Here is a 26,666-nt window from a genome sequence, read left to right as displayed (position 1 = left end):
GAAGTTTCCCGCACATGAAATTAGCTACCCTGAAGGATGGCACGCGTGACGGCCAGCTGGCTGTCGTCTCGCGCGACCTGAAAACGGCCCATCTGGCCGATGGCATCGCCTCGACCCTGCAAAAGGCGCTCGACGACTGGAGTTTCATCGCGCCCCAGCTGGACCTGCTGTACCAGACCATCAATAGTGGCCGTGGCCATCGGGCCTTCGAGTTCGATCCCGCCAACTGCATGGCGCCCTTGCCGCGCAGCAGTCTGCGTGTGGGCGGCATGTCCTACCTGCAGCAGATCGAGCGTGCCTGCAAGGCGGCAGGCAGCGAGGCGCCTGCCAATCTGCGCGAGGCGCCACGGATGTACCAGGGCGCCAGCGACGATTTCCTCGGTGCCCACGACGACATCACTCTGGCGCACGAGCAGTGGGGCATCGATTACGAGGCCGGCATCGCCGCCATCACGGACGACGTGGCCATGGGTTCCACGCCGGACCAGGCGCACCTGAACATCAAGCTGTTGATGCTGGTCAACGACATTACCCTGCGCAACCTGGCGCCCGACGAGCAGGCCTGCGGCTACGGCTTCCTGCAGGCGAAGCCGGCCATGGCCTGCTCTCCTGTCGCCATCACGCCCGATGAACTGGGCGACGCCTGGCGCGGCGGCAAGGTGCATTACGCCTTGCGTTGCAGCCTGAATGGCAAATTGACGGGCCAGCCCCACGCGGGTGCCGACATGGCCTTTAATTATCCGCAATTGCTGGCCCATCTGTGTCAGACGCGCAACGCGCGTGCCGGCAGCGTGGTGAGTGCGGGCGGCGTGGCCAACAAGGAAGTCAAGAAGGGTTTTTCCAGTATCGTTGAGCGACGTAACCAGGAGATGATCGCCGATGGCGTCGCCAGTACGCCCTATTTGCTGTTCGGTGATGTTGTTCGACTGGAAATGCTGGGTGACGATGGCAAGTCGCTGTTTGGCGCCATCGAGCAGACAGTGAAGCAGGCCGAAGCACGCAAGTCCCGCTAAGGTTTCTGGGGAGCAAAGGAAAAGCAGGGGATTCGCCCCGCTTTTCCCTTGATGGCGTTGTGGTGATTGAACCGATAATGCGTCATGCCCAGTCCGTATTGCGCCTAACCAGGCTGCAGGACTTCACCGGAGTTGATTGATGTCGGAAGACAGCGACGCAGAAAAGACCGAAGCCGCGTCACCGAAGCGCCTCGAGCAGGCGCGTGAGGAAGGCGACGTTCCGCGATCGCGTGAAGTGGCAACGTTTACGGTGCTGATGGCGTCCGGCTGCTGCCTGTGGTTTGCCGGCGACGCCATCGTGCGCCGGCTGACGGCGGTCATGGTCTCCGGCTTGACCCTGGACCGGGAGCAAATCCTCAATCCCGACGCGATGATGTTACGCATCGGCTACGACGTGGGCTCAGTCTTGCTGACCTGCCTGCCGTACGCCGCAGCCATCATGCTCGTCGCCCTGGCCTCGCCCGTGCTGGTGGGCGGCTGGCTGTTCAGTTCCAAGGCATTCACCCCCAATTTTGGCAAGCTCAATCCGATTCGCGGCCTGGGAAATATGTTTTCGAAGAATGCGCTGGTGGAGTTGCTCAAGGCCGTCGCCAAGACCATCGTCGTCGGCGTCGTTGCCTGGATGGTGATGCAGCACCAGAAAGATGCCGTGCTGGGCCTGTCGGTGGAATCGCTGCGCGCCGGTTCGGCCCATCTGATCAGCCTGCTGATCACGGCCTTCTTGCTGATCGTGGGCGCGCTGGGCCTGATCGCCGCCATCGACGGCCCCTACCAGATGTGGCACTACGCTAACAAGATGAAAATGTCCTTGCAGGAAGTCAAGCAAGAGTCGAAGGAGTCGGACGGCAATCCGCAGATCAAGGCGAAGATCCGCCAGATGCAGCATGAAATGTCGCGCCGCCGCATGATGGCCGACGTGCCGACAGCCGACGTGGTGGTGACCAATCCTACCCACTACGCGGTGGCCTTGAAGTATGGCGAGAATTCGCGCGGCGCGCCGCAGGTGGTGGCCAAGGGCATCGACGAGGTGGCGGCGAAGATCCGCGAACTGGCGGGCGAGCACAAGGTTGCCATCCTGGAAGCGCCGGCCCTGGCGCGTGCGCTGTACAAGCACACGGACATCGGCGACGAGATTCCCGAGGCCTTGTATGGCGCCGTGGCCGAAGTGCTGGCGTATGTGTTCCAGCTGCGCAGCTACGGCAGTGGCCACGGCCAGCGCCCCGACAAGCCGAAAAAACTCGACGTGCCGCCCGAGCTCGATCCGCTGGACCCCGCATCGCAGACCAAAGCCGCAGCAGACGCGGCAGACAAGAATAAAGGAAGTACACCATGAACGGCCTGAGATTGCCAGCTTGGCTCAGCGGTATGAGCAGCAACGCCAGCAAGGGCATCGCCGCGCCGGTCATCATTATCATGCTGCTGGCGATGATGGTGCTGCCGCTGCCGGCCTTCATCCTCGACATTTTCTTCAGTTTCAATATCGCGCTGTCCATCATCGTCCTGCTGACGGCGCTGTACACGGTCAAACCGCTCGACTTCATGGCGTTCCCGACCATCCTGCTGGTGTCGACCATGCTGCGCCTGTCGCTGAACGTGGCGTCCACGCGCGTGGTGCTGACAGAAGGCCATACGGGCGCCGACGCGGCCGGTAAAGTGATTGAAGCGTTCGGCCACTTCCTGATCGGTGGCAACTATACGGTCGGTATCGTGGTGTTCATCATTTTGACCATCATCAACTTTACCGTGGTGACCAAGGGTGCGGGCCGTATCGCCGAGGTGGGTGCCCGCTTCGCGCTGGACGCCATGCCCGGTAAACAGATGGCCATCGATGCCGACCTGAACGCTGGCCTGATCGGCGAAGACGAAGCGCGCCGCCGCCGCACGGAAGTGGCGCAGGAAGCGGAATTCTATGGCGCCATGGACGGTGCCAGCAAATACGTGCGCGGCGACGCCATCGCCGGCATCATGGTCACCGTCATCAATATCGTTGGCGGCCTGCTGGTGGGCTTGCTGCAGCACGACATGGGCTTTGCCGATGCGCTCAAGAATTACACCCTGCTGGCCATCGGTGACGGCCTGGTGGCACAGATTCCTTCGCTGATCATTTCCACGGCAGCCGGTATCGTCGTCTCGCGCGTGGCCAGCGACCAGGACATCGGCACCCAGTTGGTGGGCCAATTGTTTGCGAAACCGCAAGTGCTATATATTACCGCCGGCATCATCGGCGGCATGGGCTTGATTCCCGGCATGCCGAACATGGTCTTCATCCTGCTGGCTTCCGCGCTGGCCGGCTCCGCCTATTTGATCAGCAAGAAACGCACGCAGGAAAAAGCGGCGGCCGAGAAGCCGGCCGAAGTGCCGCAAGCGACCGTGGCGCCCGAGCAGGAAGAGGCAAGCTGGCAAGACATCATGCCAGTCGATACCCTGGGCCTGGAAGTGGGCTACCGCTTGATTCCCCTGGTCGACAAGACGCAGGGTGGAGAATTGCTCAAGCGCATCAAAGGCATTCGCAAGAAATTTGCCCAGGAAGTGGGCTTTCTGGCGCCGCCCGTGCATATCCGCGACAACCTGGAATTGAAGCCGTCCGCCTACCGCATCACCCTCAAGGGCGTGGAAGTGGGCGTGGGCGAGGCGTTCAATGGTCAGTTCCTGGCGATCAATCCCGGCATGGCCAGCGGCAGCTTGCCGGGCCTGGCCACCAGCGACCCCGCGTTCGGCTTGCCCGCCACCTGGATCGACGCCAGCTTGCGCGACCAGGCACAATCGATGGGCTACACGGTCGTCGATGCGGGCACCGTGGTGGCCACGCACTTGAATCACCTGATCACCTCGCACGCGTCCGAGCTGCTGGGCCGTGCCGAAGTGCAATCGCTGCTCGATCACCTGGGCAAGGATGCGCCGCGCCTGGTGGAAGACCTGGTGCCGAAGATGCTGTCGCTGTCGACCCTGCAAAAAGTGCTGCAGAACCTGCTGGCCGAGGGCGTGCACATCCGCGACATGCGCACCATCATCGAAACCCTGGCCGAGCATACGGTCAATACGCAAGACCCGAACGATCTGACGGCGCTGGTGCGCGTGTCCCTGGGCCGCGCCATCGTGCAGCAACTGTTCCCCGGCGCCGCCGAACTGTCCGTGATGACCCTCGACAGCCGCCTGGAGCGTCTGCTGATGCAAGCCATGGGCAATGGCGGCGATGGCGCCGGCATCGAGCCGGGCCTGGCCGATACCATCGCCCACCAGGCGGGCCTGGCCGCGCAGCAGCAGGAAGCGCTGGGCCTGACGCCCGTGCTGCTGGTGCCGGCGCCGCTGCGCGCACTGCTGTCGCGCTTCCTGCGCCGCGCCCTGCCGCAGCTGAAAGTGCTGTCGCATGCGGAAGTGCCGGAAACCAAGACCATCCGCGTCACCAGCCTGGTGGGCGCGCAATAGTTGGCACAGGCAGTACCGGGGTCAGACCCTCATACACGTTGCCGATGACCTTGATGTCGGCGGTGTTGGGGGTCTGACCCCAGGCGACGGCCCCTTTGCCTCTTTTTGCTTATTTTTTCATCAATTTCCTGCTGGCAAACTGAATAACGGGTACTTTCCCGTCCTGTTCCTTCGATCATTTCCTCCAAGCATCGCTAATAATGGAAACTGTCCGGGTGATCTGTGTCCATGTGGAAGACAGCACTCAAGCAACAGGAGTCCATGATGGTCACACAGTTCAGCCAATTTTGCGCCACCCCCGCCCTGGGAGGCCGGTCATGAATGTGAAGAAATTTACGGGCGCCTCGTCGCGCGATGCGCTGCGCAAGGTGCGCGAAGCGCTGGGCCCCGATGCCGTGATCTTGTCGAACCGCCAGGCCGATGGCGTGGTGGAAATCCTCGCGCTGGCCAATGACGATGCCGCTTCGCTGGCCTCGCCGCCGGCCGCGTCCGAAATGTCCCAGCCCCGTCCCCAGTTGCAGACCCAGTTCGCCACGCCGCAGCGTCCGGCCGCCCCGGCCCAGCGCCCGGCTGCGCCGCGTCCTGCCGCGCCGCGCCAGGCAGCCGGCGAGCCAGTGGACATGGCCCGCATGCAGCAGATGATGGCCAGCGCGCTGGCGCACGTCAAAGAGAACGCCGCCGCCGAGATGAGCGGCATGATGAATGAAATCCGCGCCATGCGCGGCATGATGGAAACCCAGCTGGCGGAAATCTCATGGGGCTCGACGCAGCAGCGCGAGCCGCAAAAAGCCGTGGTGCTGCGCGAAATGCTGGCAGCAGGTTTTTCGGCCAGCCTGGCGCGCTACCTGATCGACAAGCTGCCCGCCGGCCTCGATGGCGCGCAAAGCATGCGCTGGATCAAGACCGTCCTGAGCCGTAACCTGAATACGGTGGCCAATGAAGACGCCATGCTGGAGCAGGGCGGCGTGTTTGCCCTGGTAGGCCCGACCGGTGTCGGCAAGACCACCAGCACGGCCAAGCTGGCGGCCCGCTGCGTTATGCGCCACGGCCCGGAAAAGCTGGCCCTGATCACCACGGATGCCTACCGTATCGGCGCGCACGAACAGCTGCGCATCTACGGCAAGATCCTCGGCGTGATGGTGCATTCGGTGAAGGATGAAGCGGACTTGCGCATCGCCCTGAAGGAATTGAAGAACAAGCACACGGTGCTGATCGATACGGTGGGCGTGAGCCAGCGCGACCAGATGGTCACGGAACAAGTGGCCATGCTGTCGGGCGCCGGCGCCGACGTAAAACGTTTGCTGTGCCTGAACTCCACCGCGACGCAGGAAACGTTGAACGAGGTGGTGCGTGCCTACCAGGGCAGCGGCCTGGCAGGCTGCATCATGACCAAGCTCGATGAAGCGGCCTCGATCGGCAATGTGCTCGACGTGGTGATCCGCCAGAAACTGAACCTGTTTTATGTGTCGAACGGCCAGCGCGTGCCGGAAGACCTGTACCTGGCCGACCGCGGCTATCTGATCGACCGCGCCTTCAAGCTCAAGCGCGATGCGGCGGCGACGCAGTTTTCCGATGCCGAACTGCCGCTGCTGATGGCGCAGGCAGCTGCCCGCAACAATGAAGCGCGCGGGGTGCGCCTTGGCTAATTTTGATTTCGACCAGGCCGAAGGCTTGCGTCGCATGCTGGCCGGCCCGCAGCCGCGGGTGATGACTTTTCTCTCTGCCACGCCGCAGGACGACAAGGGTGCCATGCTGGTCAACCTGGGCGCCTCGCTGGTCTACGGCGGCAATGACGTGCTGCTGCTCGACGCCAGCGGCGGCAGCGATGGCGTCGCTGCGCGCCTGGGACTGGCGCACGGCGCCAGCCTGCGCGACGTGGCGCGCCAGCAGTGCGCCTTGAACCAGGTCATCCACCAGGTGCCGCAAGGCTTCGGCGTAGCCAGCCTGGGTGCGCGCAACCACCTGATGGACAGCATGGACTATGCGGGCGAGGAAGAACTGCGCCGCCTGGGCAAGACCTTCGAGGTGATGGCGCGCCAGAGCGGCATCGTGCTGGTCGACGGCGTCATGGCCGACGAGGGCGATTGCTTTCCCGTGCCGCTGATGGCCTCGTCCGATATCGTGGTGCAAGTGTCGACCAGCGCCACTTCGATCAAGGCGGCATACTGCCTGATCAAGCGCCTGAGCCAGGAACTGGGACGCCGTCCGTTTGGCATTCTGGTCACCGGCGCTTCCGAATCCGAGGCAAAAGTGGTATACGATAATATGGCGCAGGCGGCGAGCCGTTACCTGGCCGTGAAACTGACCTCGATGGGGTCGGTGCCTGCCGATGAGTATCTGCACCGCGCGGCGCGTCTGGGCCGCAGCGTGGTCGATGCCTTTCCGCTGGCGGGAGCTTCGGTGGCGTTTCGCGGACTGGCCGAGCGGCTGGCCCGTTCGGCGGCGCCGGTGCTCGGTGGCACCTTGTACCAGACGGGGAGCCCGCACCAGTTCAGCGTCTGAATCCATCATCAGCACACGATAGCAGTTAAAACAATAAGCAGCCTATGTACACGGTCAAAGGGAAATCGAACAAGGACTATTTGCTGACGGAGCACATTCCGCTGGTGAAGCGTCTGGCGCACCATATGAAGGCGAAATTGCCGCCTTCGGTCGAGGTCGATGACCTGATCCAGGCCGGCATGATCGGCCTGCTCGACGCCATCAGCCGCTATGAAGAGACGCATGGCGCGCAGTTCGAGACATATGCCGTGCTGCGCATCCGCGGCGCCATGCTCGACGAATTGCGCACCAGCGACTGGTTGCCGCGCAGCATGCGCCAGAACATGCGCAAGATCGAAGAGGCGATGAGCATCCTGCAGCAGCGCCTGGGACACCCGCCGACGGAATCGGAAGTGGCGAAATTGCTGAAAATGTCGCTCGTCGATTACCAGGAAATGCTGGGCGACGGCGGCGGCCACCAGTTGCTGTACTACGAAGACTTTCATGACCCGGACGGCAATGACAGCTTTCTCGACCGCCATTGCGTGGACGAGGACAGCGACCCCTTGCGGTCCCTGCTCGATACCGATTTCCGGCAATCCGTGATCGATGCCATCGACGCGCTGCCGCCACGCGAGAAAATGCTCATGGGCCTGTACTACGAAGAAGAGCTGAACCTGAAGGAGATCGGCGCGGTGATGGGCGTGTCCGAATCGCGTGTCTCGCAGCTGCATACCCAGGCCGTCGCACGCCTGCGGGCAACCTTGAGGGAGCTGGCGTGGACTGGTCCAGCGTAATCGGGCTGGCGCTGGCGCTGGCGGGCCTTCTGGTCGGCCAGGCACTGGAAGGCGGCAAGATGGCCTCCCTGCTGCAGCCGGCCGCCTTTGCCATCGTCATCGTCGGCACCTTCGGCGCCGTGCTGCTGCAAACGCGGCTGCGTACTTTCGTGCGCGGCCTGGAAATGCTGCGCTGGGTGTTTTTGCCGCCGGCCGATACGCGCGCCGCGCTGGCGCGCGACATCGGGCAATGGAGCTTGACGGCGCGCCGCGATGGCACGCTGGCGCTCGAACGCCTGATGGAAAACACGGCCGACCGTTTCAACGCCAAGGGTTTGCGCATGATCGTCGACGGCATCGCCCCCGACAAGCTGCGCCAGTTGCTCGACGTGGAGATCTCTGCCTACGAAATGGCCGAGCGCCAGGCCGTCAAGGTGTGGGAGTCGGCGGCCGGCTATTCGCCCACCATCGGTATTCTGGGCGCCGTGCTGGGCTTGATCCATGTCATGGAAAACCTCACCGACCCGAGTAAATTGGGCAGCGGCATCGCCGTGGCGTTTGTATCGACCATCTACGGTGTGGGCCTGGCCAATCTGCTGTTCTTGCCGGTGGCCAATAAACTCAAGGCCATCGTCTCGCGCCGGGTGCTGCAATATGAAATCACGGCCGCCGTGCTGTACGACATCGCCACGGGCGACCACACGCGCATCATCGAAGAGCGCGTGGCCAGCCTGCTGCACGAGCACTGACCATGATGCGGCGCGCGCGCAGGAAGTATGACGAGGAACCGGACAACCAGGACCGCTGGCTGATCTCGTACGCCGACTTCATCACTTTGTTGTTCGCCTTTTTCGTCGTCATGTATGCGATTTCGCAAGTCAACGAAGGTAAATACCGCGTCTTCCAGAATGCCATCGGCCAGGCTTTCAGCCTGGAAAAGGGTGCGCCGCCCATCATCATGGAAGCACCGCAAGCCATTGCGCTGCCGAATCCCGCCCTGAAACGCCGCACTGAAGCCCTCCGCCGCGAGCGCGAACACATGACGCGCCTGGCGCAGGATCTCACGTCCACCCTGGCGCCGCTGGTCAAGGAAGGCAAGGTCAGGGTCACGCAGACGAGCCGCGGCGTGAGCGTGGAAATCAATGCCAGTGTGCTGTTCGACCCGGGCGCCGCAGGGCTGACGGCCGAGTCGGACCAGGCCTTGCGCGCCGTGGCCGTGCTGCTCAAGGATGACACGCACGACGTGCAGGTGGAAGGGCATACGGATGTGCAGCCCATCAGCAATTCGACCTTTGCCTCGAACTGGGAATTGTCGGCCGCGCGCGCCAGCGCCGTGGTGCGCCTGTTCATCGCCAGCGGCATGCAGGCGTCGCGCCTGACGGCCGTGGGACATGCCGACAATATCCCCGTGGCGCCGAATGCCACGCCGGAAGGGCGCGCGCGCAACCGCAGGGTCGCCGTGACGATTTTGTCGGGCATCCCCGAGACGGTGACGGAAGTGCCGACGTCGCCCGTCGCACCTGCGCCGGCGCCGGCCAACTGACCCTCGCCGCTTGGTACAATCGCTGCCTTCTTCCTTTTTAGCTATCCATCATGAAAAGCAGCTCCCTGGGCGGTCTAGTGTATTCCACCGAAACGGGCCGCATGTGCCCTGCCTGCCGCCAGCCGCTGGCGCAATGCGCGTGCAAGGCGCAGGCCAAGGCGGCGCCTGCGGGCGATGGCGTGGTGCGCGTGTCGCGCCAGACCAAGGGCCGTGGCGGCAAGAGCGTCACCGTGGTGAAAGGCTTGGCGCTGGACGCCATCGCCCTGGCGCTGCTGGGCAAGCAGTTGCGCACGCAGTGCGGCTCGGGCGGCACCGTCAAGGATGGAGTGATCGAAGTGCAGGGCGACCATGTCGAGACGGTGATGGCCGCGCTGGCCAAGCTGGGCCACCAGGCGAAAAAGGCCGGCGGCTGAGAGTGTGGAGGCGTGCGGCCCGCCGCAGCGCGCCTGTGGTAACGTGCGTTTCCCATCCACGCGCGCCACCTCATCATGATTAGCAAACTGACCGGCATCGCCACTGCCGCTGCCATCGCGGCAGTGCTGGCGCACGTGTACTGGCCCGCGCCCGACGGCGGCGCGCCGCAATCTGTGGCCATCGCTGCTGCCAGCGCACCACCGGGGCGCAGCCTGGCATCGTATTTGAATATCGATGCCAGCCCCGTCGCCGATGCCGCGCCCGTTGTCGTGTCCCTGGCGCAGCGGCTCGAACGCCTGGCTGCCAGCGGCAGGGCGGAAGACGCGTATGCGGCCTTCAACCTGATCGACGACTGCATTGTTTTCCAGCGCGAAAGCCGCTTGCCGGGGCTGGAATTCGAGCTGGGACGCGAGATGACGGCGGAAGAAAAAGCCGCCCAGCAGCAGCTGTGCGGGGGGCTGACGCAACGCCAGCGCGAGGACCGCCTGGTCTACCTGGCGACCGCCGCCAAGGCGGGCGTGCCGGGCGCTGCCACCCTGTTCCTGTCGGAAGGGCCGTTCGGCGACCGCAGCGCGCTGCGCAACCGTCCCGACGATCCGCTGGTGCAGGCATGGAAGCGGCAAGCCATTGCCCAGCTGACGGCGCAGGCGGATGAAGGTGAACTCTCCAGCGTGGCTACCCTGATGATGGCCTACCTGCGCGATGGCGAGGTGGTGCAGAAGGATGCCCCGCAAGCGTATGGCTACCTGCTGGCCCTGCGCATGGTGTACGACGACATCCTGGCGCCCGGCACCACCAATCCGTATCAGGATGAATACTGGCACTGGCTGCAAAACGAGCTGACGCCGGCGCAGCAGGCCGCCGCCGCAGCGAAGGGACAAGCCATCGCGGCGAAATTTCGCCAGCATACGGGGCGTGCCGCGCATGGCTGAGGTGTGGAGAGCATGCATGTTTTGCAATAATTAGCATTGTTTGACGCCATGCCGCCGCGCTATGATGGCCGCACGCCTGCCTGAGGGGCGGATGCGCCATGAGGAGACATGCACGGATGCTGAAAGCGAGGAATTTTCCGCTGCCGCAGTTGGCTGCCAGCCTGGCCGCCTTGCGGGTGCGCATGGCAGCGCACCCCATGCGGGGCGCGTTGATGTTGGGGGTGACCGTGGGCGCCATCAACTTTCTCATCTTCGTACCGTTGGCGCTGGCTGCCGTGGCCCTGTTCACCTCGCAGCAACTGGGTGGTACCGCTGCGGCATCCCTGAAAGACGCCAGCACGGCGACGATACTCTGGATAGCCGTCGTTTGGGCGCCGTTGTTCGAGACGCTCATCGGGCAGTGGCTGCCGCTGGAGATATTACGCCGTTACAAGGTGCGCACTGCGGTCAGCCTGCTGGCCAGCGCGGCACTTTTTTCCCTGCTCCATGTCGTGAACGGTGCCGGGATCTTGCACGCTGCCATCACCTTTATTGGCGGATGCACGTTCGCAGCCAGCTACCTGACGGCGCGCAGCATGGGCCTGGCGCCCGCGTATGTGGCGGCCGCCACGGCGCATGCTTGCAGCAATGGTTTATTGCTGTGCTTGTCGCTGCTGTTTCCGGGTTTGGCGTCGTGAGCGTCGCGTGAAGACTTAGCCGATGACGACGCGCCGGCTGGCTGTGTTCGTCATTGCTTGGCCGCTGGGGCCGTAGAAGTTGCCGCTCTGGGCCGTGGGGCGCATGGCGTTCAGGGCGCCTTGCGTGTGCAGCATGTGTTTGTTGACCAGCAGGCTATTCAACCGGTTCTGTTCCTTGGCTTCGCGCGTGGTCTCGAGCAGGGCTTTCCACAGGGGCGCCGCCTCGGCTTCGCTGGCACCGACCAGCCAGTCTTCCATGCCCGCTTCGGCGGCCGTGAAACCGGCCGCCGCCAGCGCCTGGTGGCGTTGCGCCGCCAGCTGGCTCAATTGTCCGACGAGTGCCGTCTTGCGCGCGGTGAGCTCCGTGATTGCATCGATGTCAGCCGCAACCAGATGCCGCTGTTCTTCTTTCATCAATGCCAGCAATGTGGTCATGAGCTGTTGCTCGTCGCGCAGGCTGGAAAACGGAGTCACTGATTGCATGAGGGAACCTATCTATTTCGTGAGTGCAACAAGTCCTTGACTGTGTCGAGGAGACCGTCTGCCACTTTTTCAGAGTTGACCTGGAACTGCCCGTCGGCGATCGCCAGCTTGATGCGTTCGACTTTTTTCGTGTCGAACACGGCGCCGCTGCCGGCAGTTGCACTGGCCGCTAATGCCTGTCCTTGCGGCGACAGGCGTACATTGTCCGACGTCGTCGGTGTTGCCTGGGCTTTCTCGGCATTCCGGGCGCCGGAGGTGCTCGGGGGCGCCACCGGCAGGCCGGGATTGCTTTTAATGGTGTTATCGGTAATTTTCACAGCGTGATCCTCGTCTGGTCGAAGTCAAAAAACTCCGGGATATGACTTCTTATCGGCATCTTATCCAGGAACTTTAGTGCACCAGACTACAATATCGCTATCTATCCGTGTTAAAAGGCGACCTCCACCATGCCACCCGCGCGCGCCACGCCGCTGATCTGCTGGCCGCTCTGCGTGCGTACCTGTACCGTCTGCCCATCGCCGGCGCTGCCGATGGCGCGTCCTTCTGATGCTACCTGGAAACCATTGCCACTGGAAACGACGCGCACCAGCTGGCCCTGCATCACCACCGGCTTGCGGCGCAGGGTGTCGAGGCGCATTGGCGTGCCTGGCGGCAAGGAAATATTCGTGCTGGCGCCCACCACCTGGGCCATGTCGGTGGCGATGCCTGCCGGCAATGCGGCCAGGTCGCCCTGCATCGTCACCAGCTGGCTGGCATCAATGGCTTGCCCTTGCGCCAGCGGCACGGCGCTGGCCACGTAGTCGCCCACGACGGCCACGTTGGCTTGCAAATAGATGGTCCAGTTGCTTGGTGCCGTGCAGCGCACGCCCACCGTGGTCTTGCCCCAGGCGCGGGCGCCCGGCGCCATGAATGCTTGCGGCGCGGGGCAGGCCGCCAGGTTCAGGCGCGGATCGACGGCGCCGACGCTGATTGTTACTTTTCCCGGCAAGCCATTGCTTTGCACTTGCAGAAACTGTTCCACGCTGTTGCGCAGCGCTTCCGGCGTTTGCCGGCCGGCGTTTTGCGCCTGGGCCAGCATTGGCAGGGTGGCTAGAGCGAGAAGGAGTGCAAGCGGTGTTTTCATGGTGATAGGCCTCTGGAATACTGCCATGATAGTGCGCGTCGCCCCGTTCGAAGCCCCGATTAAGGGGTAAAAGTACAGTCTGATCCGGCGATGGCCTTACCGGTGGCCGCCGTACTATGTTTCCTGTCATCACTATACCGCCATCCTTTCGCCATCTCAGGCGCCAGTGGCAGATCTTTCCGGAGCCTGACATGATAGGGAAACTCGACGATTACATGCGCTTCAACGAGACGGCGCTGAGCCTGCGCTCGACGCGCCAGGAATTGCTCGCCTCGAATATCGCCAATGCCGATACGCCCAACTACAAGGCACGCGATGTCGATTTCGCCAGCGCGCTGAAGGGCGCGATGGCGCGCAAGGATGGCGTGCAGCCGGCCCTGAAGGGCACGGCGCCGCAGCATATGCCGGGCAAGGGTGTGGCTGCAGTTGCGGGCGCAGGCGGCAAGGTCGAGTCCCTGGCCGACGGCACGCCGCTGCTGTACCGCGCGCCGGCCCAGGGCGCCGTCGATGGCAACACGGTGGATATGGATCTCGAACGCAACGCCTTTGCCGACAACGCCATCCGCTATGAGGCGGCCGTGACCTTCCTCAACTCGCAGATCAAGGGCATGCTGACGGCCATTCAGGGAGGACAATAATCATGTCGCTGTTTAATATTTTCAATGTGTCCGGTTCGGCCATGAGCGCTCAGGCGCAGCGCTTGAACACGGTGGCCAGCAACCTGGCCAATGCCGATAGCGCCACCAGCGCCACGGGCGAAGCCTACCGCGCCAAGCAGGTGGTGTTCGAAGCCGTGCCCATGGCCAACGGCGCCACGGCCGTCAAGGTGCAGAAGGTGATCGAAGATCCGTCGCCGATGAAGCTGGTCTACGATCCGAAGAATCCGCTGGCCGACGAAAAGGGCTACGTCACCATGCCGAACGTGAATACGGTCGACGAGATGGTCAACATGCTGTCCGCCTCGCGCTCCTACCAGACCAACGTCGAAACCATGAATGCGGCCAAGTCGCTGCTCCTGAAAACCCTTACGCTCGGCCAATAAGGCTGACTGACTATTATGGCAACCATCGATACCAGCACCAGCCCCGTCACCGACCTGATGGCGACGATGAATCCGAAGAAGACGACGGCCGCGAAGGGCAGCGTCGAGGAGGAGACGAACAAATTCCTGACCCTGCTGGTGACCCAGCTGCAAAACCAGGACCCGATGAACCCGCTGGACAATGCACAGCTGACCAGCCAGCTGGCCCAGCTGTCCACGGTGACGGGCGTCAACAAGCTCAATACCACTTTGGAAACGCTGAAAACCAGCTACCAGCAGGCTGAATCCATGCAGGCGGCCAATATTATCGGCCACGGCGTGCTGACAGCAGGCAAGAACATCACCCTGAGCAAGAGTGCGGCCCTGCTGGGCGTGGACCTGGCGACGCCGGCCGACAGCGTCAAGGTCATCATCTACGACAGCTTGGGCAAGCAAGTCCATTCCATCGACCTGGGCCCGCAGGACGCGGGTACTTTGCCGCTGGGCTGGAACGGTTCCACCGCCGACCTCGACAAGGATGGCAAGCCCATCGTGCTGGCCGACGGCGCGTACACCTTCTCGGTGGAAGCCACGCGCGGCGGTGCCAAGCTCACGGATGCAGCGGCGCTGATGTTCGGTTCGGTCGCCAGCGTGTCGACGGGGGCGGGTGGCGTGAAGTTGAATGTACCGGGCGTGGGCAGCATTACCATGGCCGATGTGAAACAGATTTTGTAAGCCGCTCATTTGTAGCGTAGACCCTCTACCCCTAATTTCTACCAGGAGAACACAATGTCTTTCCAACAAGGCCTGAGCGGCTTGAATGGCGCCGCCAAATCGCTGGACGTCATCGGCAACAATATCGCCAACTCGGCCACCGTGGGTTTCAAGCAGTCGCAGGCGCAGTTTGCCGACATCTATGCCAATTCGCTGTATGGCGTGGGCGGCAACCAGCCCGGCATCGGCGTGGCCGTGTCGCAAGTGGCGCAGCTGTTCAACCAGGGTAACCTGGAGAGTTCGTCCAATCCGCTCGACATCGCCATCAATGGCGGCGGTTTCTTCCGCACCAGCGTGAACGGCGCCATCCAGTATTCGCGCAATGGCCAGTTCCAGGTTGACAAGAGCGGCTTTATCATCAACGCCCAGAAAGCCCAGCTGACGGGCTATCCGGCCGATGCGAACGGCAAGATCCTGGCCGGCGCCACCGTGCCGCTGCAGATCGACCCGTCCGACATGGCGCCGCAGGCGACTACCAAGGTCGATACCCAGGTCAACCTCGATTCCAACTCGGCCATGCCGACCGTGGTGCCGTTCAGCGTGGGCGAGCAAAAGTCGTGGACCAAGCAATTCCCCGTGCCGGTCTTCGATTCGCTGGGCAATTCGCACACCATGTCCAATTTCTACGTCAAGACGGGCACCAATACCTGGGATGTCTACTCGGCCACTGACGGCAAGGAAATTACCAGCGCGAAAGTGGCGGCGGCGGCGCAGACCGATGCCGCCTCGGTCGCCGCGCGCGCCGCTTACCAGTCCGCTGTCACGGCCGTGCCGCTGGTGCCAGCCAATATCACGGCAGCCGCCGTGGCCTATGGCAATGCGGCCGGCGCCGCCGTGCGCACTGCCGCCGCCGCGGCCGGCGCCAGCCCCGCCCAACTGGCCGCCATCAGCGCCACCTATGGCAGCGCCGTGCCCAATGGCGTCAATTCCAGCCTGACGCCAGACCAGATCGACAAGAATATCGCCTCGGTGACGGAAGTGCCCGCCGTGAAGTCGGCTTCGCTGGTGTTCAACAGCGTCGGCAGCCTGGACAAGGCAGCCATGCTGGCGCTGACGCCGCCGCAAACCTTGCCGGTGACGGTCAACTTGCCCGTCTTCCCCGCCACGGGCGCGAACGCGAACCTGGCGATCAAGGTCGACTTCACCAATTCCACCCAGCTCAGTTCGTCGACCAGCGAAAAGCGGACCGTGGCCGATGGCTATGCGGCCGGCCAGCTGAGCCGTTTCGTGGTGGGCACCGATGGCGTGATCCAGGGCCAGTATAACAATGGCAAGACACGGGACCTGGGCCAGGTGGTATTGACCAAATTTGCCAATCCGAATGGCCTCGAGCCGCTGGGCAACAATGCCTGGGCGGAAAGCTCGACCTCGGGCAGCCCCATGACGGGCGAGCCGAGCTCGGGCGGCTTGGGCGACTTGCGCGCCTCGGCCGTGGAAGTGTCGAACGTGGACCTGACGGCCGAACTGGTCAATATGATCACGGCGCAGCGCGCTTACCAGGCGAATGCGCAGACCATCAAGACGCAGGATTCGGTCTTGCAGACCCTGGTCAACCTGCGTTAATAATCAGGGAGTCAGTCACTTCGTGACCGGAATGTGCCGCATTGCGGCGCATTCCCCCGCCGGGTCTGACCCCAGCTTTCTGCCTTGGGTTGAAGGCAACAGGAGAAATAAAAAATGGACCGTCTCATCTACACCGCCGGCTCGGGCGCCAAGCACATCCTGGACAAGCAGGCGACCACGGCGAATAACCTGGCGAACGCCACCAGCACGGGTTTCCGTGCCCAGCTCGACTCGTTTCGCGCCGTGCCCGTGGTGGCCGACGGCATGATGCCGACGCGCGCCTTTGTCGTCGATTCGACGGTCGGTTCCGATTTCACCCAAGGACCCATGCAGCACACGGGCCGCGCGCTCGACGTGGCCGTGGAAAATGCGGGCTGGATCGCGGTGCAGTCGGCCGACGGGTCAGAAGCCTATACGCGCAACGGCGCCTTGAAACTCAATGAAAACGGCATGTTGCAGACCCAATCGGGCTTGATGGTGCAGGGCGATACGGGACCGCTGGCCATTCCGCCGGGCGTCACGGTGGCCATCGCCAGCGATGGCACGGTGGGCACGATTTCCACGGATGTGCCGCCGGGCCCGTCCACGGTGCTGGGACGCATCAAGCTGGTCAACCCGCCCGAGCAGCAACTGGTGCGCGGCGACGACGGCCTGTTCCGCCTGAAGGATGGCACGGTGGCGCAAGCCGACCAGGCCGTCAAACTGACCACAGGCGCGCTGGAGGGCAGCAATGTCAGCCCCGTCGACTCGATGGTCAGCATGATCGCCCTGGCGCGCCAGTTCGAAACACAAATGAGCTTGTTGAAGAATGCCGAGAATAACGCGGCGAAAGCCACCCAGATCCTCGCTTTGAATTGATAGAGCCGGTCGCATAATGGTCACATAGAAATAGTCTACAGGGCTGGCAAGCGCTGTTATTGGAGAAAAAACATGATTCGTTCCCTTTGGATAGCCAAGACCGGCCTGGAAGCGCAGCAGACGCAGATGGACGTGATCGCCAATAACCTGGCCAACGTCAGCACCACCGGCTTCAAGAAGTCGCGCGCCGTGTTTGAAGACTTGCTGTATCAAAATGTGCGCCAGCCGGGCGCGCAATCGTCGCAGCAAACCCAGCTGCCGTCGGGCTTGCAGATCGGCACGGGCGTGCGCACGGTAGCTACCGAACGCATCCATACGCAGGGCAATCCCCAGGCGTCGGGCAATTCGCGCGACGTGATGGTCAACGGCACCGGTTTCTTCCAGGTGCTGCTGCCCGATGGCGCGACCGCCTACACGCGCGACGGCTCCTTCCAGACGGATGCCAACGGCCAGTTGGTGACCTCCGAAGGCTTCGTCATCCAGCCTGCCATCACCGTGCCGACCAATGCGCTGAGCCTGACCGTCGCGCGCGACGGCACCGTCTCCGTCACCTTGCCCAATACCGTGGCGCCATCGCAGATCGGCTCCCTGCAGCTGACCACCTTCGTCAATCCGGCCGGCCTGGAATCGAAGGGCGAAAACCTGTACATGGAAACGGGCGCCTCCGGCGTGGCGCAGACGAACACCCCGGGCACGAATGGCGCCGGCGTGCTGATGCAGGGCTATATCGAGAGCTCGAACGTCAACGTGGCCGAGGAAATGGTCAACATGATCCAGACGCAGCGCGCCTACGAGATCAACAGCAAGGCCATCACAACATCCGATCAAATGCTGCAGAAATTGTCGCAACTTTAATGTTCATAGTCGTCATGCCATCCGCAGCCGGATGGCAGCGGAGGTTCGTCATGCAATACCCCATCATCGCCCTGTTGTCCGCAGTCCTGCTGTCCGGCTGCGCCATCACGCCCACCTCGATCGTGCAATATCCGACCACCACGCGCGCGCCGATGCCCGAACCCGTGGTCGTCAGCAACGGTTCCATTTACCAGCCGTCGACCTACCGTCCCGCCTTCGAAGACCGCCGCGCGCGCCACGTGGGCGACACCATGACGATTGCCATCACCGAGCGCACGAATGCCGTCAAGGCGGGCGCCAGTTCCGGCAACAAGTCCGGCAGCGTGGGTTTCAGCACGCCCGGCATCGCCCAGGGCCGTTTCGGCGGCACCGTCTCGGCGACTGGCGCAACGAAATTTGCCGATGGCGACAACCAGTCCGCCAGCAACACCTTCAGCGGCACAATAGGCGTGACGGTGATCGAGGTATTGCCAAACGGTAACTTGATCGTCGCCGGCGAAAAACAAATAGCCATGAACAAGGGCACGGAATTCATCCGCTTCTCGGGCATGGTCAATCCGGACACCATCGGCACGGGCAACGTCGTGCCCTCGACCCAGGTAGCCGACGCGCGCGTCGAGTACCGCACGAACAGCCAGATCGACCGCGCCGAAATGGCCTCGATGGCCTCGCGCTTTTTCCTCAGCCTGTTGCCGTTCTGATCATGGCGACCTTGACTTTCCCCCGCCTTTTGCTCTCCTGCGGCTTGGCTTGCGCCATGCTGGCGCCCGTCGCCCAGGCCGAACGCATCAAGGACTTGGCCAGCATCGCCGGCGTGCGCCAGAATCAGCTGATGGGCTATGGCCTCGTCGTCGGCCTCGATGGCAGCGGCGACCAGACCACGCAAACACCATTTACCATCCAGAGCGTGGCGGCGATGCTGCAGCAGCAGGGCATTAACTTGCCGCAAGGCACCAGCTTGCAGCTGAAAAACGTGGCCGCCGTGATGGTGACGACGGCCTTGCCCGCGTTTGCCCAGCCCGGCCAGCTGCTCGACGTGACGGTGTCGTCGATGGGCAATGCAAAAAGCTTGCGCGGCGGCACTTTATTAATGACGCCATTGAAGGGCGCCGACGGCCAGGTGTACGGCATGGCGCAGGGCAACGTGCTGGTGGGCGGCGTGGGTGCGCAGGCGGCCGGCAGCTCCATCGTCATCAATCACTTGAGCGTGGGACGCATCTCGGGCGGCGCCACCGTCGAGCGCACCGTGCCCTCGGTGCTGGGCGCCAACAACACGATACGCCTGGAATTGAATGCTACCGATTTCGCCACCGCCAGCCGGGTGGTCGACGCCATCAACAGCCGCTACGGCGCCGGCACGGCAGCCGCGCTGGACGGGCGCGTGATCCAGGTGCAGTCCCCGGGCGGCAGCGACCAGCGTGTGACCTTCCTGGGCCAGCTGGAAAGCATCGAAGTCAATCCGGCCCGCCTGGCGGCCAAGGTCATCATGAATGCGCGCACCGGTTCCGTCGTGATGAACCAGTCCGTGACCCTGGAAACATGTGCCATTTCGCACGGCAACCTGTCCGTCACCATCAATGTCGAGCCGCAGGTGAGCCAGCCGGCGCCCTTGTCGGGCGGGCGCACGGTGGTCACGCAGACGGCACAGATCGATATCAAGAAAGAACCGGGCAAGGTCATGCTGGTCAAGGGCGGCGCTTCGCTGTCCGACGTGGTGAAAGCCTTGAATGCCATCGGCGCCTCGCCGCAAGACTTGCTGGCCATTCTGCAGGCGATGAAGGCGGCCGGTTCGCTGCGCGCCGAACTTGAAATCATTTGATGGGCACGCCATGATCAGCCAAACCGACCTCAGCAATACCGCCGCCTACGACGTCAAGGGCATGGATGGCTTGCGCCAATCTGCCAAGGCGAAAGACCCCGCCGCCCTGAAAGAGGCGGCCACGCAATTTGAAGCCATGTTCATCAACATGATGATGAAAAGCATGCGCGACGCCACGCCGCAGGACGGCATCATGGATAGCCAGCAAAGCAAGATGTACACCTCGATGCTGGACCAGCAGACGAGCCAGAATCTGGCCAAGCGAGGCACGGGCCTGGCGGACGTGCTGATCCGCCAACTGTCGTCGTCGAACCAGGCGCTGGCTGCCGACGGCGCCGAAGCGCCGTCACCCCGCTCGTCGAGCATGGCGCAGGCGCTGGCCGCCTTCCGCCAGCAGCAGGGCGCCCTCACCGAGGGGGCAAGCAATGCCACCGGCACCGGCAAGACCCTCAGCGACAAGGCCAACGCCACGCAAGCACCGCATGTGCGCGCCTTCCAGGAAAAACTGGGCGTGCATGCGGAGGAAGCCAGCCGCGCCACCGGCATCCCGGCCAAGTTCATGCTGGGCCAGGCAGCCTTGGAAACGGGCTGGGGCAAGCGCGAAATCATCAGCCGCGACGGCAGCAGCAGCCATAACCTGTTCGGCATCAAAGCCTCGGCCGACTGGAAGGGCAAGGTCACGGAAGCCGTCACGACCGAATATGTGAATGGCAAGGCGCAGCGCAAGGTGGAGAAGTTCCGCGCCTATGACAGCTATGCGGACAGCTTCAAGGATTATGCGCAGTTGATTACCGGCAACAAGCGCTACGAGAAAGTGCTGGCCAGCGCGGGCGATGCCAGCACGTTCGCCCAGGGCTTGCAAAAGGCCGGCTACGCGACGGACCCGAATTACGCTGCCAAATTGACAAAAATTATCAAGAATTCGCTGGTCGGTTAAGGCGCGTCCCCACCCATGTGCAGGCCGCGCGCTTCAAGTTTTCGCCGCGGCTGCCGTAAATACATTTGACGGTAACCAATAAGACACCATGACTTCGAATCTACTCAGCATCGGTAAGAGCGGTTTGCTTGCAGCGCAGGTGGGCCTGTCGACGACCGGGCATAACATCACCAATGCGAATGTACCCGGGTACAATCGCCAGACGGTGCTGCAGCAGACTTCGCAGTCGAATTATGCCGGCTATGGCTTCGTCGGCACGGGCACGGAGGTGTCGCAGATCAAGCGCCAGTACGACAGCTTCATGGCCACCCAGGTCAATGCCGCACAAAGCGCCACCAGCGCCCTCGATAGCTATTACACGCAGATCAGCCAGATCGACAATTTGCTGGCCGATCCCACGGCGGGCCTGTCGCCCGCCATGCAGGATTTCTTCAAGGGCGTACAGGATTTCAGCGCCAATCCGTCCTCGGTCGCCTCGCGCCAGGCGCTGCTGTCGAGCGCCGGTTCGCTCGCTTCCCGTTTCCAGGGCTTGAGCGCGCGCCTGACGGAGATCGGCGATGGCGTCAATTCGCAGATCACGTCGAACGTGACGGTGATTAATACCTACGCCAAGCAGCTCGCCGAGCTGAACAAATCGATTTCCCAGTTGTCGGTCGATGCCAGCAACCAGCCCAACGATCTGCTGGACCAGCGCGACCAGCTGATCACGGAATTGAACAAATATGTCAAGGCGACGGTGCAGCCCGCTGCCAACAATACCGTCACCATTTCCATCGGCGCGGGCCAGCCGCTGGTGGTGGCGGACCGCAGCTTCGAACTGGCGGCCACGCCTTCGCGGACAGACCCGAACCGCATCGAGGTGGGCTATGTCACTGGCAGTACCGTCACCGTATTGCCGGACAGCTCCCTGACCGGCGGCTCGCTGGGCGGCTTGCTGGATTTCCGCAGCGGCACCCTGGACAATGTCCAGAACTCCCTGGGCAAGGTGGCCATCGCGCTGGCCAGCACCTTCAATGACCAGCACAAGCTGGGCCAGGACTTGAATGGCGCCATGGGCGGCGACTTCTTCAAGATACCCGACCCCGTGATCGGCGCCGACCGCGGCAACAACGCCAGCAGCACCACCGTGCTGTCGGCCAAGGTCAGCGACCCCACCAAGCTGACGGCCAGCGATTACAGCCTGAAGTACGACGGAAGCAACTATGTGGTGACGCGCGAATCCGACGGTGCGCACACCATCATCAATCCCTATCCGCAAACGGGGCCGCAAACCATCGACGGCGTCGATTTTTCGATCTCGGGCACGGCCGCCCAGGGTGACAACTACGTCATCAGGCCGACGGCGAATGGCGCGGCCGGCCTGAACGTGCTGATCACCGACCGCAACAAGATCGCCGCCGCCGCGCCCATCGCCACCTCGGCGCCGGTAGCCAATACGGGCTCGGGCAAGCTCAGCGCCGGCTCCGTCGACAAGGCATACCTGACCCCGGGCAATGCCCTGACGGGGCCGCTGACCTTGACCTATGACAAGGCGACCACCTCGCTGACGGGTTTCCCGCCGGGCCAGGCGGTGACGGTCAAGGGCTTGAATGGCGCTACCACGACCTATCCGGCCGGCACGGCGAACATCCCGTATACGGAAGGCGACAACTTCAGCTTTGGCGGCATCAATGTCAGCATGACGGGTACGCCCGCACAGGGCGATAAATTCACCATTGCGCCGAACTCGGGCGGCGTGGGCGACAACCGCAACGCCGCGCTGCTGGCGGGCTTGCAGACGAAGAACATCCTCGATGGCGGCAATGCCACGTTCCAGGGTTCGTATGCGCAAACCGTCAGCTTCGTGGGCAACAAGACACGTGAAGTACAGGTCAGCGGCCTGGCCAGCCTGGCCTTGCTGCAGCAGGTCAGCACCCAGCAGCAGGCCGTTTCCGGCGTCAACCTCGATGAAGAGGCGGCCAACCTGCTGCGTTACCAGCAGTCCTACCAGGCGTGCGGCAAGGTCATGCAGATCGCCAGCACCCTGTTCGACGTGGTGATCGGCCTGGGACGTTAATCAATTTTTGCCGCGACCTAGCGCGCGGCGGCTTTCTGGAAGGGCAGCATCATGCGCATCAGTACACGAATGATTTATGACCAGGGCAGCTCGCAGCTGAACAATCTGCAGGGCGCCTTGAACCGTACGCAGATGCAGCTGTCGGCGAACCGCCGCAACCTGACGCCGGCCGACGATCCGATCGCCTCGGCGCGCGCGTTGGAAGTGACGCAGTCGCAATCGATCAATACCCAGTTCGTGACGAACCGCTCGAACGCGAAGAATTTCCTGTCGCAGGAAGAGCTGGCATTGGCCAGCACCACTTCGCTGATCGCCGACGTGAAAGACCTGGTTCTGAAGGCCGGTAATCCTGCCCTCAAGGATGTCGACCGCGATACCCTGGCCAAGGAGCTGGAAGGCCGGCTGACCGACTTGCTGGGCATCGCCAACACGGCCGATGGCGCCGGCGGCTACCTGTTTTCCGGCTATAAATCCACCACCCAGCCATTCAGCCAGACGCCGACGGGCGCCACTTATGTGGGCGACCAGGGGCAGCGCGAATTGCAGGTGGGTTCGGCGCGCTACCTCGCTACCAGCGATTCCGGCGCCACCGTCTTCGAAAATAACCTGACCGGCAACGGCAAGTTCACCACGGCGGCGGCCACCGCGAACTTTACGCGCGGCGGCTCGGGCATCGTGTCGGGCGGCACGGTGACGGACCCGTCGCTATTGACGGGGCACAAGTATTCGATCGATTTCAAGGTCACGGGCACGGGCACCGACGCCGTCACCACGTACACCGTCACGGACGCCACCTTGGGCCAGACGGTGCCGAATCCCGCCGTGCCCATTCCCTACAAGGCGGGCGACGCCATTACCTTCGACGGCCAGCAGGTAAACATCACGGGCAAACCGGCCGACCAGGACAGCTTTACGCTGGAGCCTAGCGCCAAGGAATCGCTGTTTACCACCGTGAAAAACCTGATCGGCGTGCTGCGCCAGCCGGGCAGCGGCGATGCGGGCCAGGCGCGCCTGACGAACGGCTTGAACGCCGCGCATAATATTCTCGACACGGCCTATGACAATGTCCTGTCCGTGCGCGCGGAAGTCGGTTCCCGCATGAAGGAACTCGATTATCTCGACAGCGCAGGCGACGACCTCGATATCCAGTACGCCACCACCCTGTCGGATCTGCAAGATCTGGACATGGTCAAGGCCATTTCCACTTTCAGCCAGCAGCAGGTGACCCTGCAGGCCGCGCAAAAATCGTTTACCTCGATTTCAGGCTTGTCACTGTTCAATTACATCAGTTAAGCGGCCAGCATCGCAGGATGACCGGCAAGCCGGGGCAGGGAGTGCATCTCCCGCCCCGGCATTTTTTTTGCGCCTGCAATCTGGCCATTCTTGCAATATACACAGGCAAACTGTGCAGTCTACCTGGCTATCTGTTATAGTGGAGGTCGTTGATCCACCCCACGGCTACCATGACCACCCAGCAAGAAGAACACGAAGACCACGAGCAGGTGCTGCAACTGGCTGGCGAATTGCGCATTCTCATCGGCAAGCTGCGCCGCCGCCTGCGAGAAGAAGCGCACTTGGGCGATGTCAGCATGTCGCAGGCATCCGTGCTGAGCCGCCTTGAGCGCGACGGCCCGGCCACCGCCAGCAGCCTGGCGCGCGCCGAAGGCATGCGGCCCCAGTCGATGGCTGCCACCGTGCAAGCCTTGACGCTAGCGCAGATGGTGACGGGCTCGCCCGACCCGCTGGATGGCCGGCAGACGCTGTTGACCCTGACGGATAGTTGCCGGGCCTGGATCGCGACCAGCCGCGCCGCGCGCGAAGACTGGCTGGCGCGCACCATTGAAAACCGGCTCACGCCGGCCGAAGTCACCGAACTGAACCAAGCGGTGGCATTACTCAAACGCTTGGCGGAATGACCCGCTGAATTTTTCACCACGACCCCGGCAAGGAGCCCGCACGCCCAGATGAACAACACATTCCGTTCGCTACGCATTCCCAATTACCGTATCTGGGCCGGCGGCGCCCTCGTGTCGAATATCGGCACCTGGATGCAGCGCACGGCGCAGGATTGGCTGGTGCTGAGCGAATTGACGCAGCACAAAGCCAGTGCCGTCGGCATCGTCATGGCCTTGCAATTCGGCCCGCAACTGCTGTTGCTGCCCCTGACGGGCATGGCGGCCGACTTGCTCGACCGGAGAAAATTGCTGCTGTGCACGCAGGCAGCGATGGGCTTGCTGGCGCTGGGACTCGGGATACTGTGCATCAGCGGCCTGGTACAACTGTGGCATGTGTATGTGTTTGCCTTCCTGCTGGGATGCGTGACGGCCTTCGATTCGCCCGTGCGCCAGACTTTTGTTGCCGAAATTGTCGGCGAGGAAGACCTGACGAATGCCGTGGCGCTCAATTCCACCTCGTTCAATGCGGCGCGCATGCTGGGCCCTGCGGTAGCAGGGCTGCTGATCAGCAGCGTCGGCAGCGGTTGGGTCTTTATCATCAACGCCGCCTCGTTTGCGGCCGTGATCGGTTCACTGTTGCTGCTGCGCGTGGAGTTGCTGCGCCGCGCGCCGCGTATCAAGGCCACCCGCGCCAGCCTGGGCGAGGGCTTTCGCTACGTGCGCCAGCGGCCCGACCTGATGGCCATCCTGCTGATGCTGTTCCTGATCGGCACCTTTGGCCTGAATTTCCCGATTTTCCTCTCGACCATGTCGGTCACGGCATTCCAGGCGGGCGCCGGCCAGTATGGCGTGCTCAGTTCCGTGATGGCTTGCGGCTCCGTGGCCGGCGCCCTGCTGGCGGCGGGGCGCGGCCAGCCCACGCTGGCCTTGCTGCTGGGGGCGGCCGCGCTGTTCGGCCTGGCCTGCGCGCTGGCCGCCGTGATGCCCAATTACTGGCTGTTCGGCATGATGCTGGTGGTCATCGGCATCGCCGCGCAAACGTTTACCACCAGCGTCAATAGCAGCGTGCAACTGTCGACGGCGCCCGCCATGCGGGGCCGCGTGATGGCCATCCTGCTGGCGATCTCGGCGGGCGGCACGCCGCTGGGCGCGCCCGTGGTGGGCTGGGTGGCCGACACTTTCGGCCCGCGCTGGGCGCTGGGCATCGGCGCCCTGTCGGGCCTGGCAGCAGCCCTGGTCGGCGTGCGCTACCTGGTCAAATATCACCAGTTGCGCCTGAATCTGGATCTGCGGCGCTGGCGCCTTGCGCTCAGCAGCGACCAGCACTGAAGCGACAAGTCAGGGTGGCAGCAAGCCCATGCGGGCGGCGGCCAGGATGGCCCCGCTCAAGCCGTCGAGCAGGCCGGACGTGGCGCGTGGCGTATGCCAGTGCAGGGGCACATCCAGGGGTGTCTCGGGCAGCAGTTCGATCAGGCTGCCATTGTCGAGACAGGGCTGGATCAGTGCCTGCGGATGCAAGCCCCAGCCCATGCCGGCCAGGCCTGCCGTGACGAAGGCATGCGAGGAAGGCAGGGCATGGCGCGGCAGTTCCACGTGCCGGTGGCACAGGCGCCGCACCCGGCGAGATTGCAGTTCGTCCTTGGCATTGAATACGAGGCTGGGCGCCAGTGCCAGGCTGGCGGCGCCCACCCCTGGGCAACATACCGGTGCATGAAGGCCGGACTGGCGGCCGCCAGATAGCGCATGGCGCTCAAGGGGCGGCTGTTGCAGCCCGATGCGGGCCTGGCCGTGGCGCTAACGGCCGCCAGCACAGCGCCGCTGCGCAGCCACTCGGCCGTATGGTCCTGGTCGTCGACGGCCACTTGCAGCAGCACCGGGTGCTCGGCCCCGAAGGCGGCGATGGCGGGCGCCTTGGTTTGCGCGGCCCAGGGCCTGGCAAGTGCTTGATGGCTTGATTGGCGTGAGCATGTTCGTGCTGTCCGCACTGCTGTTGCGCCACGCGCTGGGCTGCTAGCCCTGA

Annotated in this window: 27 protein-coding genes and 2 pseudogenes; 25 read left to right on the top strand and 4 right to left on the bottom strand. The window is 63.3% G+C overall.

The window, feature by feature from the left end; genetic code table 11:
- Nucleotides 1–14: 14 nt before the first annotated feature.
- The 11 genes from CLU92_RS14345 to CLU92_RS14295 all read left to right on the top strand — a co-directional run bounded on the left by CLU92_RS14345 (nucleotide 15) and on the right by CLU92_RS14295 (nucleotide 11,262).
- Nucleotides 15–1,013: a fumarylacetoacetate hydrolase family protein gene (locus CLU92_RS14345; protein WP_101482419.1), complete on the top strand. Its 999-nt coding sequence runs from the start codon at nucleotides 15–17 to the stop codon at nucleotides 1,011–1,013.
- 139 nt (nucleotides 1,014–1,152) lie between these two features.
- Nucleotides 1,153–2,346 (top strand): flagellar biosynthesis protein FlhB, encoded by a 1,194-nt coding sequence (gene flhB, locus CLU92_RS14340; protein WP_101482418.1) that lies wholly within the window; start codon nucleotides 1,153–1,155, stop codon nucleotides 2,344–2,346.
- Nucleotides 2,343–4,439, top strand: coding sequence for a flagellar biosynthesis protein FlhA (flhA, locus tag CLU92_RS14335; protein ID WP_101482417.1), 2,097 nt, complete (start codon nucleotides 2,343–2,345; stop codon nucleotides 4,437–4,439). Before flhB ends, flhA begins: the two co-directional genes overlap by 4 nt.
- Before the next feature lie 317 nt (nucleotides 4,440–4,756).
- On the top strand, nucleotides 4,757–6,085 hold the full coding sequence (flhF, locus tag CLU92_RS14330) for a flagellar biosynthesis protein FlhF (RefSeq protein WP_099762516.1): 1,329 nt from the start codon (nucleotides 4,757–4,759) through the stop codon (nucleotides 6,083–6,085).
- On the top strand, nucleotides 6,078–6,941 hold the full coding sequence (locus CLU92_RS14325) for an antiactivator of flagellar biosynthesis FleN protein (RefSeq protein ID WP_101484688.1): 864 nt from the start codon (nucleotides 6,078–6,080) through the stop codon (nucleotides 6,939–6,941). Before flhF ends, CLU92_RS14325 begins: the two co-directional genes overlap by 8 nt.
- Before the next feature lie 44 nt (nucleotides 6,942–6,985).
- Nucleotides 6,986–7,717, top strand: a complete 732-nt coding sequence (locus CLU92_RS14320; protein ID WP_071075839.1) for an RNA polymerase sigma factor FliA — start codon at nucleotides 6,986–6,988, stop codon at nucleotides 7,715–7,717.
- Nucleotides 7,699–8,445 carry a flagellar motor protein gene (locus CLU92_RS14315; protein ID WP_101482416.1) on the top strand — a complete coding sequence of 249 codons (747 nt, stop codon included), beginning with the start codon at nucleotides 7,699–7,701 and terminating at the stop codon, nucleotides 8,443–8,445. Before CLU92_RS14320 ends, CLU92_RS14315 begins: the two co-directional genes overlap by 19 nt.
- 5 nt (nucleotides 8,446–8,450) lie before the next feature.
- The gene (motD, locus tag CLU92_RS14310; protein ID WP_101484687.1) at nucleotides 8,451–9,239 is read left to right on the top strand and encodes a flagellar motor protein MotD; all 789 of its coding nucleotides are present in this window, start codon (nucleotides 8,451–8,453) and stop codon (nucleotides 9,237–9,239) included.
- Between the two features lie 50 nt (nucleotides 9,240–9,289).
- A complete protein-coding gene (locus tag CLU92_RS14305; RefSeq protein WP_101482415.1) occupies nucleotides 9,290–9,652 on the top strand; it encodes a translation initiation factor Sui1 in 363 nt (120 codons plus the stop codon).
- Between the two features lie 75 nt (nucleotides 9,653–9,727).
- Nucleotides 9,728–10,585: a hypothetical protein gene (locus CLU92_RS14300; RefSeq protein ID WP_101482414.1), complete on the top strand. Its 858-nt coding sequence runs from the start codon at nucleotides 9,728–9,730 to the stop codon at nucleotides 10,583–10,585.
- 98 nt (nucleotides 10,586–10,683) lie between these two features.
- Nucleotides 10,684–11,262 (top strand): CPBP family glutamic-type intramembrane protease, encoded by a 579-nt coding sequence (locus tag CLU92_RS14295; RefSeq protein ID WP_101482413.1) that lies wholly within the window; start codon nucleotides 10,684–10,686, stop codon nucleotides 11,260–11,262.
- A 15-nt stretch (nucleotides 11,263–11,277) separates the two neighbouring features.
- Here the strand turns inward: CLU92_RS14295 and CLU92_RS14290 are convergent, their stop codons facing one another.
- The 3 genes from CLU92_RS14290 to flgA all read right to left on the bottom strand — a co-directional run bounded on the left by CLU92_RS14290 (nucleotide 11,278) and on the right by flgA (nucleotide 12,868).
- Nucleotides 11,278–11,745: a flagella synthesis protein FlgN gene (locus CLU92_RS14290; RefSeq protein WP_101482412.1), complete on the bottom strand. Its 468-nt coding sequence runs from the start codon at nucleotides 11,743–11,745 to the stop codon at nucleotides 11,278–11,280.
- 8 nt (nucleotides 11,746–11,753) lie between these two features.
- Nucleotides 11,754–12,062, bottom strand: a complete 309-nt coding sequence (gene flgM / locus CLU92_RS14285; protein WP_101482411.1) for a flagellar biosynthesis anti-sigma factor FlgM — start codon at nucleotides 12,060–12,062, stop codon at nucleotides 11,754–11,756.
- Nucleotides 12,063–12,172: 110 nt separating this feature from the next.
- Nucleotides 12,173–12,868, bottom strand: coding sequence for a flagellar basal body P-ring formation chaperone FlgA (flgA, locus tag CLU92_RS14280; RefSeq protein ID WP_101482410.1), 696 nt, complete (start codon nucleotides 12,866–12,868; stop codon nucleotides 12,173–12,175).
- A gap of 191 nt (nucleotides 12,869–13,059) precedes the next feature.
- On the opposite strand from flgA, the gene flgB reads away from it, so the two are divergent.
- The 13 genes from flgB to CLU92_RS14215 all read left to right on the top strand — a co-directional run bounded on the left by flgB (nucleotide 13,060) and on the right by CLU92_RS14215 (nucleotide 25,975).
- Entirely contained in the window at nucleotides 13,060–13,506 is a 447-nt protein-coding gene (gene flgB / locus CLU92_RS14275) for a flagellar basal body rod protein FlgB (protein ID WP_101482409.1), read from the top strand.
- Nucleotides 13,507–13,508: 2 nt separating this feature from the next.
- Nucleotides 13,509–13,910: a flagellar basal body rod protein FlgC gene (flgC, locus tag CLU92_RS14270; RefSeq protein WP_071075845.1), complete on the top strand. Its 402-nt coding sequence runs from the start codon at nucleotides 13,509–13,511 to the stop codon at nucleotides 13,908–13,910.
- Between the two features lie 15 nt (nucleotides 13,911–13,925).
- The gene (locus CLU92_RS14265) at nucleotides 13,926–14,624 is read left to right on the top strand and encodes a flagellar hook assembly protein FlgD (RefSeq protein ID WP_101482408.1); all 699 of its coding nucleotides are present in this window, start codon (nucleotides 13,926–13,928) and stop codon (nucleotides 14,622–14,624) included.
- A 54-nt stretch (nucleotides 14,625–14,678) separates the two neighbouring features.
- Complete coding sequence (locus CLU92_RS14260) at nucleotides 14,679–16,226, top strand: flagellar hook protein FlgE (protein WP_101482407.1); 1,548 nt, start codon at nucleotides 14,679–14,681, stop codon at nucleotides 16,224–16,226.
- A 114-nt stretch (nucleotides 16,227–16,340) separates the two neighbouring features.
- A complete protein-coding gene (locus tag CLU92_RS14255) occupies nucleotides 16,341–17,084 on the top strand; it encodes a flagellar basal body rod protein FlgF (RefSeq protein WP_101482406.1) in 744 nt (247 codons plus the stop codon).
- Nucleotides 17,085–17,156: 72 nt separating this feature from the next.
- Nucleotides 17,157–17,939 carry a flagellar basal-body rod protein FlgG gene (gene flgG / locus CLU92_RS14250; RefSeq protein ID WP_010400781.1) on the top strand — a complete coding sequence of 261 codons (783 nt, stop codon included), beginning with the start codon at nucleotides 17,157–17,159 and terminating at the stop codon, nucleotides 17,937–17,939.
- A 50-nt stretch (nucleotides 17,940–17,989) separates the two neighbouring features.
- Nucleotides 17,990–18,640 carry a flagellar basal body L-ring protein FlgH gene (locus CLU92_RS14245; RefSeq protein WP_166674704.1) on the top strand — a complete coding sequence of 217 codons (651 nt, stop codon included), beginning with the start codon at nucleotides 17,990–17,992 and terminating at the stop codon, nucleotides 18,638–18,640.
- 2 nt (nucleotides 18,641–18,642) lie between these two features.
- Complete coding sequence (locus CLU92_RS14240) at nucleotides 18,643–19,758, top strand: flagellar basal body P-ring protein FlgI (protein WP_101482404.1); 1,116 nt, start codon at nucleotides 18,643–18,645, stop codon at nucleotides 19,756–19,758.
- 10 nt (nucleotides 19,759–19,768) lie between these two features.
- Complete coding sequence (flgJ, locus tag CLU92_RS14235; RefSeq protein ID WP_101482403.1) at nucleotides 19,769–20,695, top strand: flagellar assembly peptidoglycan hydrolase FlgJ; 927 nt, start codon at nucleotides 19,769–19,771, stop codon at nucleotides 20,693–20,695.
- Between the two features lie 88 nt (nucleotides 20,696–20,783).
- Nucleotides 20,784–22,751 carry a flagellar hook-associated protein FlgK gene (gene flgK / locus CLU92_RS14230; RefSeq protein ID WP_101482402.1) on the top strand — a complete coding sequence of 656 codons (1,968 nt, stop codon included), beginning with the start codon at nucleotides 20,784–20,786 and terminating at the stop codon, nucleotides 22,749–22,751.
- Nucleotides 22,752–22,802: 51 nt separating this feature from the next.
- Entirely contained in the window at nucleotides 22,803–24,044 is a 1,242-nt protein-coding gene (gene flgL / locus CLU92_RS14225) for a flagellar hook-associated protein FlgL (protein WP_180338518.1), read from the top strand.
- A gap of 170 nt (nucleotides 24,045–24,214) precedes the next feature.
- Nucleotides 24,215–24,667, top strand: coding sequence for a MarR family winged helix-turn-helix transcriptional regulator (locus tag CLU92_RS14220; protein ID WP_101482400.1), 453 nt, complete (start codon nucleotides 24,215–24,217; stop codon nucleotides 24,665–24,667).
- Nucleotides 24,668–24,715: 48 nt separating this feature from the next.
- Complete coding sequence (locus CLU92_RS14215; protein ID WP_101482399.1) at nucleotides 24,716–25,975, top strand: MFS transporter; 1,260 nt, start codon at nucleotides 24,716–24,718, stop codon at nucleotides 25,973–25,975.
- Between the two features lie 9 nt (nucleotides 25,976–25,984).
- Here the strand turns inward: CLU92_RS14215 and CLU92_RS14210 are convergent.
- Nucleotides 25,985–26,562: pseudogene (locus CLU92_RS14210) on the bottom strand (ArgP/LysG family DNA-binding transcriptional regulator); the annotation flags it as partial.
- On the opposite strand from CLU92_RS14210, the pseudogene CLU92_RS28290 reads away from it, so the two are divergent.
- A pseudogene (locus CLU92_RS28290) lies at nucleotides 26,544–26,660 on the top strand (amino acid transporter); the annotation flags it as partial. The pseudogenes CLU92_RS14210 and CLU92_RS28290 overlap by 19 nt on opposite strands.
- Nucleotides 26,661–26,666: the final 6 nt, after the last annotated feature.

The sequence above is a fragment of the Janthinobacterium sp. 61 genome, from assembly GCF_002846335.1.
Lineage (GTDB): Bacteria > Pseudomonadota > Gammaproteobacteria > Burkholderiales > Burkholderiaceae_D > Janthinobacterium.
The sequence above is the reverse complement of the archived record's forward strand: the minus strand, read 5'-3'. Positions and strand labels throughout refer to the sequence as shown.

Excerpts from the sequence above, each read along its gene's own strand:
- CLU92_RS14345 (WP_101482419.1), top strand. The coding sequence starts at position 15 with ATGAAATTAGCTACCCTGAAGGATGGCACGCGTGACGGCCAGCTGGCT.
- flhB (WP_101482418.1), top strand. The coding sequence starts at position 1,153 with ATGTCGGAAGACAGCGACGCAGAAAAGACCGAAGCCGCGTCACCGAAG.
- flhA (WP_101482417.1), top strand. The coding sequence starts at position 2,343 with ATGAACGGCCTGAGATTGCCAGCTTGGCTCAGCGGTATGAGCAGCAAC.
- flhF (WP_099762516.1), top strand. The coding sequence starts at position 4,757 with ATGAATGTGAAGAAATTTACGGGCGCCTCGTCGCGCGATGCGCTGCGC.
- CLU92_RS14320 (WP_071075839.1), top strand. The coding sequence starts at position 6,986 with ATGTACACGGTCAAAGGGAAATCGAACAAGGACTATTTGCTGACGGAG.
- motD (WP_101484687.1), top strand. The coding sequence starts at position 8,451 with ATGCGGCGCGCGCGCAGGAAGTATGACGAGGAACCGGACAACCAGGAC.
- CLU92_RS14305 (WP_101482415.1), top strand. The coding sequence starts at position 9,290 with ATGAAAAGCAGCTCCCTGGGCGGTCTAGTGTATTCCACCGAAACGGGC.
- CLU92_RS14300 (WP_101482414.1), top strand. The coding sequence starts at position 9,728 with ATGATTAGCAAACTGACCGGCATCGCCACTGCCGCTGCCATCGCGGCA.
- CLU92_RS14295 (WP_101482413.1), top strand. The coding sequence starts at position 10,684 with ATGAGGAGACATGCACGGATGCTGAAAGCGAGGAATTTTCCGCTGCCG.
- CLU92_RS14290 (WP_101482412.1), bottom strand. The coding sequence starts at position 11,745 with ATGCAATCAGTGACTCCGTTTTCCAGCCTGCGCGACGAGCAACAGCTC.
- flgA (WP_101482410.1), bottom strand. The coding sequence starts at position 12,868 with ATGAAAACACCGCTTGCACTCCTTCTCGCTCTAGCCACCCTGCCAATG.
- flgB (WP_101482409.1), top strand. The coding sequence starts at position 13,060 with ATGATAGGGAAACTCGACGATTACATGCGCTTCAACGAGACGGCGCTG.
- flgC (WP_071075845.1), top strand. The coding sequence starts at position 13,509 with ATGTCGCTGTTTAATATTTTCAATGTGTCCGGTTCGGCCATGAGCGCT.
- CLU92_RS14265 (WP_101482408.1), top strand. The coding sequence starts at position 13,926 with ATGGCAACCATCGATACCAGCACCAGCCCCGTCACCGACCTGATGGCG.
- CLU92_RS14260 (WP_101482407.1), top strand. The coding sequence starts at position 14,679 with ATGTCTTTCCAACAAGGCCTGAGCGGCTTGAATGGCGCCGCCAAATCG.
- CLU92_RS14255 (WP_101482406.1), top strand. The coding sequence starts at position 16,341 with ATGGACCGTCTCATCTACACCGCCGGCTCGGGCGCCAAGCACATCCTG.
- flgG (WP_010400781.1), top strand. The coding sequence starts at position 17,157 with ATGATTCGTTCCCTTTGGATAGCCAAGACCGGCCTGGAAGCGCAGCAG.
- CLU92_RS14245 (WP_166674704.1), top strand. The coding sequence starts at position 17,990 with ATGCAATACCCCATCATCGCCCTGTTGTCCGCAGTCCTGCTGTCCGGC.
- CLU92_RS14240 (WP_101482404.1), top strand. The coding sequence starts at position 18,643 with ATGGCGACCTTGACTTTCCCCCGCCTTTTGCTCTCCTGCGGCTTGGCT.
- flgJ (WP_101482403.1), top strand. The coding sequence starts at position 19,769 with ATGATCAGCCAAACCGACCTCAGCAATACCGCCGCCTACGACGTCAAG.
- flgK (WP_101482402.1), top strand. The coding sequence starts at position 20,784 with ATGACTTCGAATCTACTCAGCATCGGTAAGAGCGGTTTGCTTGCAGCG.
- flgL (WP_180338518.1), top strand. The coding sequence starts at position 22,803 with ATGCGCATCAGTACACGAATGATTTATGACCAGGGCAGCTCGCAGCTG.
- CLU92_RS14220 (WP_101482400.1), top strand. The coding sequence starts at position 24,215 with ATGACCACCCAGCAAGAAGAACACGAAGACCACGAGCAGGTGCTGCAA.
- CLU92_RS14215 (WP_101482399.1), top strand. The coding sequence starts at position 24,716 with ATGAACAACACATTCCGTTCGCTACGCATTCCCAATTACCGTATCTGG.